Origin of the sequence: Kitasatospora sp. NPDC056783 (assembly GCF_042789895.1) — a bacterium.
Lineage (GTDB): Bacteria > Actinomycetota > Actinomycetes > Streptomycetales > Streptomycetaceae > Kitasatospora.
In genome coordinates, this window is sequence record NZ_JBHUAF010000290.1 from 1 (window position 1) to 11,004 (window position 11,004).

Sequence of the window (11,004 nt, forward strand, 5' to 3'; positions counted from 1 at the left end):
AGCGTCCACGGGCCCGCACCGCACCGAGGCTCCCGGATGGAACCCATGCGAAGCGGCCCGGGCCTTCGTCATTCGCTCAGCGGGCCGCTGCCGTCTGTTTCGGGGCCGACGGCAGGGTCTTGAGGCGGCTGACCGGGGAGAGCACCAGGCCGATGACGACGACGGCGGAGCCGGCGGCGGCCACGGTCAGGGCCCCTCGGGCGCCGAGTTGGCCGGTGAGCAGTCCGGCGGAGAGACCGCCCAGGGACCCGCCGCCGAACAGCAGGGTCCGGAACGCGGCGGTCATCCTGCCCATCATCGACTGCGGGGTCGCGGCCTGACGGAGGCTGACGATGACGACCCCGGCCACGCCGAGGCCCAGGTAGGTGGTGAAGAAGGACAGGACGAAGATCCCCATCATCACCGGTCGCGGCCCGGTGGCGGCGGGGATGAGCGAGGGGCCGAGCAGCAGGGCGGACTGGGCGACCAGGTAGACCTTGCCGAGCGGGAACCGGGCGATGACCTTACGCGAGATCAGCGCGCCGATCAGGCCGCCGACGGAGGCGGTCGCGAAGACCGCGCCGATCGTCCCCGAACCGAGGTGGAGGTCGTGGTCGCCGTAGAGCAGGAACATCGTCCACACGGTGACCATCGAGAAGTTGCAGCAGAATCCGATCAGCGCGAGGGACCGCAGCACGCCGTCGCGCATCACCCAGCCCATGCCGTCCTTGAGTTCGCGCCACAGGTGCCGCTCGGCGACCGGTTCGGGGCGCGGCTCGGTCGTGCGGATCAGCAGCAGCGAGACGACGGACACCGCGTAGGAGCAGGCGTTGGCGAGCAGGGCCACCGGCGCGCCGACCGCCGACACCAGGACGCCCCCCAAGCCGGGCCCGGCGATGTCGGCGGCGGAGGAGCTGGTGCTCATCCTGGCGCCGGCCTCGACGTAGTGCTCGGGACTCTTCACCAGGACCGGCACGTACGACATCCAGCTCACGTCGAACACCACCGATGCGATGCCGACCGCGCAGGCGATCATCATCAGCACGGGCAGGTTGAGCGTGTGGCACCAGTACAGCACCGGTATCAGGCCGAGCAGGACCAGCCTGACCAGGTTGGCACCAAGCATGACCGGCTGCCGCCGGTGCCGGTCCGCCCAGACGCCGATCACCAGGGCGAGCCCGAGGTAGGGGACCAGTTGCAGGAAGCGCAGCAGCCCGACCTGTTCGTCGGTCGCGCCGAACGCGCCGATGGCGGTCAGGGGGAGCGCGAGGTTGGTCACCTGGGTGCCGAGCAGGGAGAGCGTCTCGCCCGCCCAGAACCGCAGGAAGTCGCCGTTGTGCCAGAGGCTTCGGCGCGGTGCGACCGTGGTGTCCGGTGCGACCGTGGTGTCCGGCGAGGTCGAGGTCTGGGTCATCGGGCGCCCCTCGCGAGTTCGGCGACCGCGTCGGCTACCGCGTCGACCTCGTCCTCGGTGTTGTAGTAGTGCGGCGACAGCCTCAGGCACCACTGCACGTCCTTGTCGGCGAAGTCGAACTGCGCGAACTCCCGGTAGCTGAGCGCGGAGTTGATGCCGCGCGCGTCCAGTGCCGCCTTGAACGGCTCCGCCTCCCACCCCTCGATCGCGAACGTGACCAGCGCGGCCGGGGCCGGCCCCCGCTCCAGCGTCCGGACACCGGGTACGGCGGCGAGGTGCTCGCGCAGTCGTCCGGCCAGGGCCGGGGTGCGCTGGGCGACCGGTTCGAGGCCGACCCGCAGCGCGTAGCGGACGGCGGCGGCGCAGCCGAGCACGGTGGCGTACGGGAACTCCCACTCCTCGAACCGGGCCGCGGTGGCGACCGGACGGTAGTAGCCGGGGGCGACCCAGCGCGCACCGCGCATGTCGATGTGCAGCGGCTCGTACCCGGCGGCGAGCGCCCGGTCGGAGACGTAGAGGAAGCCCGAACCGCGGGGCCCGCGCAGGAACTTGCGACAGGTGGCGGTGAGCAGGTCGCAGCCGATCCGCTCCACGTCGACGGGGTACTGGCCGACCGACTGGCAGGCGTCGACCAGGTACAGCAGGTCGAGTTCGCGGCAGTGCCGGCCGATCTCGGCAACCGGCTGCACCAGGCCGGAGTTGGTGGGCACGTGTGTGGCGGCGACCAGGCGCGGGCGGTGGGAACGCATCAGCGCGGCCATGGCGTCGACGTCGACGCCGCTGCCGTCGGCGTGGTCGGGGGCGTGCACGATCCGGACGCCGTGACGCTTGCGCAGGGCGAGGAAGGCGATCTGGTTGGAGACGAAGTCGTTGCGGGTGGTGAGGATGACGTCTCCGGGGCGGAAGTCGATCGAGTCGAGGGCTTTGGTGTAGGCGTGGGTCGCGCTCGCGGCGAAGGCGATGTTGCCCGGGCGGGTGCCCAGGAGGTCCGCGAGCGAGGCGTGGAAGTCGGCGACCTCGGCGGCCCGGGCGGCGGATGCCTCGTACCCGCCGATGGCCGCTTCCAGCTGGAGGTGGTCGAGCATCACCTGGAGCACCGGACGCGGCATCAGCCCGGCGCCGGCGTTGTTGAAGTGGATCACCGTCTCGCAGCCGGGGGTGTCGGCCCGTAGGGCGGTGAGGTCCAGGAGCGGTTCCGCACTGCGGATGAAAGCGCTATTCTCGTTCTTCATGTATGACGGTAGCAGTACCGAGGCCCTGGTGGCGATCCTCCGGAACGAGATCGCCCGACTCACCCCGGGCGACCGCCTGCCCAGCAGCCGCGATCTGATCGCGCGTCACGGAGTCGGGCCGGTCACCGTCTCCCGGGCCATCGCGCTCCTGGCCGCCGAGGGGGCGGTCGTCACCCGCCCGGGGAGCGGGACCTACGTCGCCGCCCGCCGACCGCAAGTCGCCGGCGGAGAACCGGACACCTCTTGGCAGGCGGTCGCCCTCGCCGGCCGCCGGCCCCTCCCCAAACCCTCCGACGAGCAGTCCGGCACACCCGCGGCCGGCGCCATCTCGCTGTCCGGCGGCTACCTGCACGAGAGCCTCCAGCCCACCCGGCTGCTCGGCGGCGCCCTCGCCCGGGCCGCCCGCCGCCCGGACGCCTGGCACCGCGCCCCGGCGGCCGGCCTGTCGACACTGCGCGCGGTCTTCGCCCGTCAGGCGGGCGGCGACATCGACCCGGAGGACGTCCTGGTGACCGGGGGCGGGCAGGGGGCGCTGTCCATGCTGTTCCGCGCCGTCGCGGCGCCCGGGGCCCCGGTCCTGGTCGAGTCACCGACGTACCCCGGCGCTCTCGCCGCCGCCCGCGCCGCCGGACTGCAGCCGGTGCCCGTACCCATGGACGACCGGGGCCTGCGCCCCGACCTGCTCGCCGACGCCTTCGCCATGACCGGCGCTCGCCTGCTCTACTGCCAGCCCACCTTCCACAACCCCACCGGCACCGTCCTCTCCCCCGAACGACGCCGCCAGATCGTCGACGTGGCACGAGCCGCCGGAGCCTTCCTGATCGAGGACGACTTCGCCCGCCACCTGGGCCACGGCCGCCCAGTACCGCGCCCGCTGGTCGCCGACGACCGCGACGGCACCGTCATCCACCTCACCTCGCTGACCAAACCGGCCTCGCCCAGCCTGCGGATCGGCGCCGTCATCGCCAGGGGCCCGGTCATGCGGCGCCTGCTCGGCATGCGACGGGTCGACGACTTCTTCATCGCCCGCCCCCTCCAGGAAGCCGCGGTCGAACTGCTCAGCACCCCCGCGTGGGACCGCCACCTGCGCAGCCTGGCCACTTCCCTGCGCCACCGCTGCGCCGTCCTGGCCGACGCCATCGCCCGCGAGGTCCCCGACTGGACCCTTCCGTGCGTACCGGAAGGCGGCCTGCACCTGTGGGTCCGGCTTCCCCCCGGCCTCACCGAGGCGGCCGTCGCGGACACGGCCCCGACACACCAGGTGACCGTCAACCCGGGCCACCACCACTTCCCGGCCGAGCCGCCCGCCGCCCACCTGCGCCTCGGCTTCGCCGCCGCGGCCGGACCCGCCGACCTCGCCGAAGCCGCCGCCCGCCTCGCGGCCGTGGCCCGATGGTCCGCGCCGGCATCCGGCTGACTCCGCGACCGCCTCGGCGGTCGGTCCCCGCGCGCGGTCCCGGTTCTGGTCTCGTTCATCCCCGGGTCATCTCGTCCTGGACGCAGGAGATCCGGCCCGGCATCGACCGCCTGTCCACCCGCCCGCCGCCGCCCCTCCGCTGCAAGCCGCGGCCAAGGTCACCCGGCGCCCGCCGGGCGGAGGGGTCGTGATCAGCCGTGGCAACAGAAGCCGAGGGAAGAGGTGCGACGACCCGGGGAGCCGAAGGCTCCGGACCGCCGCCCGGAGCCGACCTGACAATCCGTGCGGTCAGAGCGCCAATGACGCGTGCAACGCGTCGAACATGCCGCGGAGCTCGGCGGCGTCGATGGGATCGATCTCCATCTGCAGGCGGCACACGTCGTCGTCGCCGTTGGGAGTCAGCCGCACGAGGAAGGCGAACCCGTCCCCGACGGGTTCGGCGCTCAGCACCAGCGGATTGTTGCGGCCGGGAGTCACCGCGGCCGTGAACCGAGAGCCCGACGAGGCGCGCAAGTGGGAGAGCATCCGTGCGGCGAAGTCCACGGCCTCCTCCCTGGTGAGGTAGGCCGTGAAGTCGGCTGACAGCGATGAGCACCAATCGGCGGTGACCCGCCAACTGTCCTCGTCTGCCTGAACCAGCTCCAGCCACGCCCCACCGCTGCCGAGGCGCATCCGCGGCATTCCCATCGTCAGACCCTCCGATCTTCGTACCCTGGGCCCGTGATCCTACAGAGACGGGATCCCCCGCGAGCCGCGCGGCCGACAACTCAACGGACCTCTGCGGTCACAGGACCGGCATCCGCCTTCTCCAGCTCGGCAAGCCGAGCGAGGATGCGCCTGGGGAGTTCGGACGCTGTCAACCGGAACGGGGTCCAGCGGTCTTTGGAGTCCGGTTTCAGGGACGCCGAGAACCGGAAGCGCCCCTTGCTGTTGGGCTCGGTCACCATCTCTCCGAACGTGGCACTCGGTATCAGCCAGGCCGTCGTGATCGCCCCTCGCTCAACGGCGACGGCGACGGCGACGGCGACGGCGACGGCGACGGCGACGAACAGCATGTGGCGAGGATGGACGAGGCCGCGACCAGATATTCGGCGGCCTTCCCCATCCGTGCGGCTGCGGGGCTCTTGTCCTGGTAGTCCTGGTAGTCCTCGTCGTCACTCATGGCGGGAATCTACCGAGCGCCGAACCTCGGTGACCATCCGTCCGGAGACGGGTGGTGGACAACGGACACGCGCGAACACCCGACACGGACGACTGCCGCCGGGCAACTCACCCGGCCGGCCGGGCCTCAGAGGGTGAGCCGCCCCCGGAGCAAGGTCCGTACCCCGCCGCCGACGCTCGCGAGCAGACCTCGGTCAGCGTGCCCGCGGACTTCCACCCGCATTCTGGCGAAGCCGAGTTCGGCCGTGCCCTGGACGATGTCGAACGCCAGGGACTCCTCGGGCCGCCCCTGGTCCGCGAGCCATCCCGCCACGGCCAGCGCGGCCGAGCCGGTGGCCGGGTCCTCCGCGCACACCGGCTCGGGAACGAAGACCCGGGAACGAACCTCAGGCAGCCGCGGAACGAACACCGCCACCCCGAAGACGCCGGCCAGTCCGGGGACCCGTTCGGCGAGCGCCGCGACCTCGAGCGGCAGGGCCTTGGCGGATCGGAGACCAGCGGCACTCACCGGAAGGCAGGCGAACCCGAGTCCGGCCGATGCCGGTCGCACCGGCCCCACGGCCGCATCCGGAGCGAGCCCCACCGCCTCGCACACGAGGTCCGCCGCGACGGGCGGACCCACCCGGCAGAGCCGTTCCTCCAGAACCGCGCTGTCCGCTCCCGGTCCCACACGCGCGCGAACGATCCCGCCGCGCGTGCGCATCGCCACCCAGCCTGGCGTGGCCAGACCCTGCCGCACCGCCACGGCGGCCGCTCCCACGAGCGGATGACCCGCGAAGTCCAGCTCCACATAGGGAGTGAAGATCCGCACCTCCACCTCCCCGCCGTCACCGCCGCGGAGGAAGACGGTCTCCGGCATGGCCAGGCGGGCCGCCAGACGCTGCATCAGCGCATCGTCACACGCGGTGTCGCACCTGACCACGCCGAGCGGTCCCCCGGTCAGGGGCCCGGTTCCGAACACCTCGACCAGCTCAAACTCCATGCCCATCCTCACCGGATCCGTTCCAGGCCTCGCCGACGTGGCTCGTCATGTGTGGTTTCCTTCCAAGCGGCTCGGTCGTCATCGGCCGGACCGCTGCCCGCGCTGCCGTGGCCGACGCCGGTGCCGACGCCGGCGCCGACGGACATGCTGATCACCGGGCCGGCGGGGCCAGTTCGCGCAGGACGGCCGAGGCGAGTGCCGCGTCCACGGCGCCGACGCCCGTGAGGTCCGCGACCGTGATCGCCCCGTCCGGCCGGTCGACGGGCCCTTCCAGCAGGAGGCCGAATGGTGTGTCGCCGCTCTCGGCGGTGGAGCCGGCGCGCACCGCGTGGCCGAAGTCGCCGTGGTCCAGACACTGCCGGTGGTCGTCCGTCGCGATCAGCGCCGCGCGGGCGAACAGCGCCGCCGGCAGTTCGTTCTTGTGCGGCATGTCCGGAGCGGTCGGGTGGTGGCGCACAGCGTGCTCGGGAAGGGCGAGACTCTCTGCGGGAGGTAGCCCGGTCATGCTTGTCCATCCTTCGCTGGTCCTCGCGGTCCGGCCGGCAGGCCGTAGCGGTGGATCGGGAGACGTGAAGGGCGCCGGTGACGACAGGCGTGGCCCGCCGGCGCCCACGTCCGCACCCGCGGATCCATGCCTTCATCGACGGTTCCCATGATCTGGACTGTATATCCAATCTGGACCAAATGTCCAAGCCTGGTGGATCCCCCCGCACGTCCCACGGGTTCTCGCTCCGGCGGAGCCGCGCTGTCGGGGCCGGTCGGAGCCGCTCAACGGCCCGGACCGACCGCAGCCGAAGGTGGCGGGCCCGCGACCGGGAAGAGGCTGTCGGCCCGGTCGAGGAGTTCGGCTGCGGTCCGGCTGCGCCGGAAGGTCCGCAGCAGGGACCGCACCCGGGCGAGCTCGCGGTCGGCGTAGGCGGACGCGGTGCTCCCGTAGTGGGCCAGGAAGGCCTCGCAGTGGGCCGCCGCCCGGTCCGGGGCTCCCGAGGACACGGCGGAGCGGGTGATGGCGGAGTGCGTCATGGCCAGGCCCAGGTGCTCGTCTCCGGCCCACTGCCGGAGGGACTCCTCGAACGCCCTGGTGGCGGGCCGGTCCGCCCGGCAGGCGGACAGCGCCACGCCCCTCCAGTAGTCGAACTCGGCGCGGGGGCACCGCAGGAAGGGATCGTCGTCGCCGGACGCGGCGTCGTAGCAGCGTTCGGCGGCCAGGAGGTCGGCGAGGGTGTCGGAGCGTTCGGCGGTGGCGGACCGGCAGAGGGCGCGCTGGACGAGGACGAGGGCGCGCAGCGGGCCGTCGGGAATCCGTACGGCGGTGGCCTGCTCGGCGAGCTGGAGGGCCTGGGCGGTGTAGCCGAGGGACAGTGCCTGGAAGCTCAGCATGCGCAGGGCGAGGGCGCGGGTGGGCCGGTCGCCGCACCGCGCCGCGAGGTCGAGGGCGCAGAGGAGGTACTGCTGGGCGAGGTGGTGGTGTCCGGCGTCGACGGTCAGTGCGCCCATCCGGTAGGTGAGCCGGGCGTGGTCGGCCGGCTGTCCGTCGGCGGCGGGGTCGTTCGTACGGTGCGCGTGGGCCAGGTAGCCGGCGAGCATCGGGCGGATGTTGATGCCGCCGTACCTGACGTGCAGTTCCTTGAACAGGGCCACCAGATCGCCGGCCGCCCCCTGGGCGGCGAGGAGTGGCCGGTCGTCCGGGCGTCCGGTGGATCGGGCCGGCGGCTGGGCGGAGTCGTAGATCCGCTCCCGTGCGCGCGGGCCGCGCTCGGGGTGCAGGTCGGTGCGCGCGAGTTCGATGACGCGGAGCAGGCCCTGCGGATCGGTGGCCGAGGGCCTGCCCTCCTGTGCGGCCCCCTGCTGCCCGAGGCCGATGTCCGCCGTGCTGACGGGCCTTCGGAGTCGTCGGCTGAACGCCTCGGCGATGAGCTTGGGTGCCGGGTCCTTCGGCCTGGTGCCGGTGAGCCAGTGGGCGGGTGCCGTTCGGTGGTACGACAGCTCGAGGCCCTGCGCGCGGGCCAGTTCGGTGACGGCCCGTACCAGTTCTCCGGTGCTCCATCGGGATTCGGACAGCAGCGCGGCCAGTGACGGGTTCGGCTGGCGCTTCTTCATGTGTCCCTCCTGGACCGGTGTCGACAGCCGGTGGGGCGGGCTGACGACGGCCGTTCGTCGGTTTCGCGGACCGGGACGATCAGTCGCGGGTCCGCAGGGTCATCGGCAGTCTGTCGGGGCGCGGGACCAGTGCCGCGACGGGGCGGACCCGGTGCCCGGGCACGGGGCGCAGGCTCCAGTGCGCGGCGATGTGGGCGACCGTCAGGGCCGCCTCGGTCTTCGCGAAGGCTTCGCCGATGCAGCGGTGGTAGCCGGCGGCGAAGGGGATGAAGGCTCCCCGGGGGAGCTGTCGGCTGCGCTCCGGCAACCACCGGTCGGGGTCGAGGCGGTCGGGCTCGGTGTACAGCCGCGGGTCGCGGTGCAGCGCGTACAGGCTGAATCCCACCTCGGTGTCCGGCGGGATCCGCACGCCGTCGATCTCGAGCGTCGTGATGGCCCGCCGGGTCCCCAGCGGCGGGGAGTACAGCCGCTGCACTTCCTGGATCAGCCGGCCGGTGTACTCCAGGTCCGGGAGGTCGGCGTACGTGACCGGCCGTCCGCCGAGGACGTCGGCGAGCTCCGCCTGGAGCCTCCGTTCGGCCTCGGGGTGCCGGGCCAGCTCGTGGAACACCCAGGCCATGGTGTGCGCGGTGGTCACGCTTCCGGCGCCCAGGATCGTGGTGATCTCGTCGCGGACATGGGGGTCGCTCATGCGCTCGCCGGTCGTGCTGTCGTGTGCCGTCAGCAGCCACGACAGCAGGTCGTCGTGGGCGTCGGCGGAGTGGTGCTCGGCGATCAGCCGGTCGGTGGCACGCCGCATGCGGTCCGCCGCGGAGTCGAACCGCCGGTTCGCCGGGATCGGGACGTTGTCGAGCCACCTCGGCATCAGGGCGCGGGTGACGATGGTCCTGTCGAGCACGGGCATGCAGTGCCGGATCTCCGCGGCCGCCTCGGGCCCGAGGTCACAGGAGATCATCGCGTCGGCGATGATCCCGATGGCCATGCCCATCATCTCCTCCTCGACCCGCACCTCCAGGCCGGGCCTCCAGGAGTCGGTGAGGGCCTGGAGGTGCCGGGTGATGACCGAGGCGTAGAAGGGCATCCGGCTCTGATGGAAGAGCGGTTGCATCAGCCGCCGCTGGTGGTGGTGGTTCTCCCCGTCGGAGGTCGCGAGGCCGTCCCCGAGGAGGCGGCGGGTCCGGGCGAAGAACCGGCCGCGGGCGAACGAGTGGGCGTCCTTCACCAACACCTGGTGGAACAGGCCGGGGGTGGTGACGAAGTACACCGGCAGCGGTCCGATGTCCACGCGGACCAGGTCCCCCGCGGCGTGCAGGGAACGCAGGAAGGACAGGGGCTCCCGCGCCAGGGGCAGCGCGTGTCCGACGACCGGGAGCCGGTGGGGTGCGAGCCGGGCGGTGCCCGTCGGGCTGGTGGTCATCGTGTCCTCACTCTCCTTCGGAGGAGTCCATGGCCTCCGACGTGAACCCGGGATCGAGTTCCGTTCCGGCGGAGTTCAGGAGGTAGGCGAACATGCGGTAGTGACCGGCCAGCATGGTGATCTCAATCATCCCGGCCTGGTCGTACCGGGCCGCGAGGGCCTCCCAGGTGCGCTCGGACAGGCGGGCGCCGCGGTGGAGTTCGTGAGCGGCCCGGAGCAGGTCGCGGTCCGGGTCCGACCACGCCGGATCCCCGGGTCCGCGCGGGATACGCCGGATCTCCGCGTCCCGCAGGCCCGCGCTCCGGGCGAGCGGGACGTGGCGGCTCCACTCGTACCGGGCCCCGGCGAGGAAGACGGTGCACAGGATCAGCAGCTCCCGCTCGCGGTGCGGCAGGCGCCCGCGGGTCAACAGGAAGAGCGAGAACGGCGCGAGGGCCTCCATCAGGTCGGGGTGGTGCAGGAGCGTGCCCACGACGTGGGGCACACCGGGGCCGAGGACCTCGGGAACGCGAGCGGCGAGGGAGCGCTCCCGCTCGTCCCAGCGGTCCGCGGGCAGGGGGGCGATCCGTCGTGCGGGGGCGTCGTCCGGGCACATCGGTGTGCGCTCCTTCACCGGGAGTCCAGCCAGGCCCGCACGGCGGCGGCTGTGGGCCGGGCGTGCCGGTCGAGGACGGAGAAGTGGTCGCCGGGTACGTCGACGGCGTGGTGGGGGAAGGGCCAGGCGAGGCCCATGGAGCTGTCCCGGGGACGGAGGAACAGCGTCGGGGTGACGGCGGCGGCCGGGGACCAGTCCGCGATCAGGTCGCGGTAGGCGATCCCGGCCGTCAGGGCCGCGGCGGTGGGGAAGTCGGCGGTCGCGTGGTCGGCGACGCGGAACGCGGCCTCCTCGACGAGGGGGTGGGAGCGGGTGCCCGGGGGGAGCGTGTCGAGGAGGACCAGGGCGGCGGCGGGCGCGCCGCGTTCGCGCAGCCGCTCGGCCAGGGCGTGGGCGAACCAGCCGCCGGAGGAGTGACCGAGCAGGACGACGCGGGTGGCGGGCGGCGGGGCGGCCGGCTCCGCCGGCGAGGCGGCCAGCTCCTCGGCCCAGAGGTCCAGCAGCGGTTCGAGGGACGCCGGCAGGAGTTCGCCGTCCCGGTAGCCAGGTGCCTCCAGGGCCCGGACGGCGCGCCGTCCGGTGAATCCGGAGGCCAGCCGGACGAAGGGGGAGGCGTCCGGCGGGGACCCGATGCTGGGCACGCACACCACGGCCGGGAGGTCCGGCCCGTCGGCGAGCAGGAGGGGGTGGTGCTCCGGGGCCCCGGC

11 protein-coding genes are annotated in these 11,004 nt (G+C 73.0%); 1 reads left to right on the forward strand and 10 read right to left on the reverse strand.

Annotated features, from left to right (window positions below):
- Nucleotides 1-76 precede the first annotated feature (76 nt).
- Together ACFRMQ_RS30260 and ACFRMQ_RS30265 are read right to left on the reverse strand one after the other, a co-directional pair.
- Entirely contained in the window at nt 77-1,393 is a 1,317-nt protein-coding gene (locus tag ACFRMQ_RS30260) for an MFS transporter (RefSeq protein ID WP_380733869.1), read from the reverse strand.
- A complete protein-coding gene (locus ACFRMQ_RS30265) occupies nt 1,390-2,625 on the reverse strand; it encodes an aminotransferase class V-fold PLP-dependent enzyme (protein ID WP_380733870.1) in 1,236 nt (411 codons plus the stop codon). Before ACFRMQ_RS30265 ends, ACFRMQ_RS30260 begins: the two co-directional genes overlap by 4 nt.
- On the opposite strand from ACFRMQ_RS30265, the gene ACFRMQ_RS30270 reads away from it, so the two are divergent.
- Nucleotides 2,624-4,042 carry a PLP-dependent aminotransferase family protein gene (locus ACFRMQ_RS30270; RefSeq protein WP_380733871.1) on the forward strand — a complete coding sequence of 473 codons (1,419 nt, stop codon included), beginning with the start codon at nt 2,624-2,626 and terminating at the stop codon, nt 4,040-4,042. The genes ACFRMQ_RS30265 and ACFRMQ_RS30270 overlap by 2 nt on opposite strands.
- 288 nt (nt 4,043-4,330) lie before the next feature.
- On the opposite strand, the gene ACFRMQ_RS30275 is transcribed toward ACFRMQ_RS30270, so the two are convergent.
- The 8 genes from ACFRMQ_RS30275 to ACFRMQ_RS30310 all read right to left on the reverse strand — a co-directional run.
- Entirely contained in the window at nt 4,331-4,714 is a 384-nt protein-coding gene (locus ACFRMQ_RS30275) for a hypothetical protein (RefSeq protein ID WP_380733872.1), read from the reverse strand.
- 95 nt (nt 4,715-4,809) lie between these two features.
- Complete coding sequence (locus ACFRMQ_RS30280) at nt 4,810-5,097, reverse strand: hypothetical protein (RefSeq protein WP_380733873.1); 288 nt, start codon at nt 5,095-5,097, stop codon at nt 4,810-4,812.
- A 233-nt stretch (nt 5,098-5,330) separates the two neighbouring features.
- Nucleotides 5,331-6,185, reverse strand: a complete 855-nt coding sequence (locus tag ACFRMQ_RS30285) for a PhzF family phenazine biosynthesis protein (protein ID WP_380733874.1) — start codon at nt 6,183-6,185, stop codon at nt 5,331-5,333.
- 151 nt (nt 6,186-6,336) lie between these two features.
- Nucleotides 6,337-6,690 (reverse strand): hypothetical protein, encoded by a 354-nt coding sequence (locus ACFRMQ_RS30290; RefSeq protein WP_380733875.1) that lies wholly within the window; start codon nt 6,688-6,690, stop codon nt 6,337-6,339.
- Between the two features lie 263 nt (nt 6,691-6,953).
- Nucleotides 6,954-8,285 carry a hypothetical protein gene (locus ACFRMQ_RS30295; protein ID WP_380733876.1) on the reverse strand — a complete coding sequence of 444 codons (1,332 nt, stop codon included), beginning with the start codon at nt 8,283-8,285 and terminating at the stop codon, nt 6,954-6,956.
- A gap of 79 nt (nt 8,286-8,364) precedes the next feature.
- Nucleotides 8,365-9,702 (reverse strand): cytochrome P450, encoded by a 1,338-nt coding sequence (locus ACFRMQ_RS30300; protein WP_380733877.1) that lies wholly within the window; start codon nt 9,700-9,702, stop codon nt 8,365-8,367.
- A gap of 7 nt (nt 9,703-9,709) precedes the next feature.
- Nucleotides 9,710-10,297, reverse strand: a complete 588-nt coding sequence (locus tag ACFRMQ_RS30305) for a carboxymuconolactone decarboxylase family protein (RefSeq protein WP_380733878.1) — start codon at nt 10,295-10,297, stop codon at nt 9,710-9,712.
- 14 nt (nt 10,298-10,311) lie between these two features.
- Nucleotides 10,312-11,004: thioesterase domain-containing protein (locus tag ACFRMQ_RS30310; RefSeq protein WP_380733879.1), on the reverse strand; the 693-nt coding region annotated here is incomplete at its 5' end.

Coding starts and splice junctions, on each gene's coding strand:
- ACFRMQ_RS30275 (WP_380733872.1), bottom strand. CDS start 4,714: ATGCGCCTCGGCAGCGGTGGGGCGTGGCTGGAGCTGGTTCAGGCAGAC.
- ACFRMQ_RS30270 (WP_380733871.1), top strand. CDS start 2,624: ATGTATGACGGTAGCAGTACCGAGGCCCTGGTGGCGATCCTCCGGAAC.
- ACFRMQ_RS30305 (WP_380733878.1), bottom strand. CDS start 10,297: ATGTGCCCGGACGACGCCCCCGCACGACGGATCGCCCCCCTGCCCGCG.
- ACFRMQ_RS30290 (WP_380733875.1), bottom strand. CDS start 6,690: ATGACCGGGCTACCTCCCGCAGAGAGTCTCGCCCTTCCCGAGCACGCT.
- ACFRMQ_RS30260 (WP_380733869.1), bottom strand. CDS start 1,393: ATGACCCAGACCTCGACCTCGCCGGACACCACGGTCGCACCGGACACC.
- ACFRMQ_RS30300 (WP_380733877.1), bottom strand. CDS start 9,702: ATGACCACCAGCCCGACGGGCACCGCCCGGCTCGCACCCCACCGGCTC.
- ACFRMQ_RS30280 (WP_380733873.1), bottom strand. CDS start 5,097: ATGCTGTTCGTCGCCGTCGCCGTCGCCGTCGCCGTCGCCGTCGCCGTC.
- ACFRMQ_RS30265 (WP_380733870.1), bottom strand. CDS start 2,625: ATGAAGAACGAGAATAGCGCTTTCATCCGCAGTGCGGAACCGCTCCTG.
- ACFRMQ_RS30295 (WP_380733876.1), bottom strand. CDS start 8,285: ATGAAGAAGCGCCAGCCGAACCCGTCACTGGCCGCGCTGCTGTCCGAA.
- ACFRMQ_RS30285 (WP_380733874.1), bottom strand. CDS start 6,185: ATGGAGTTTGAGCTGGTCGAGGTGTTCGGAACCGGGCCCCTGACCGGG.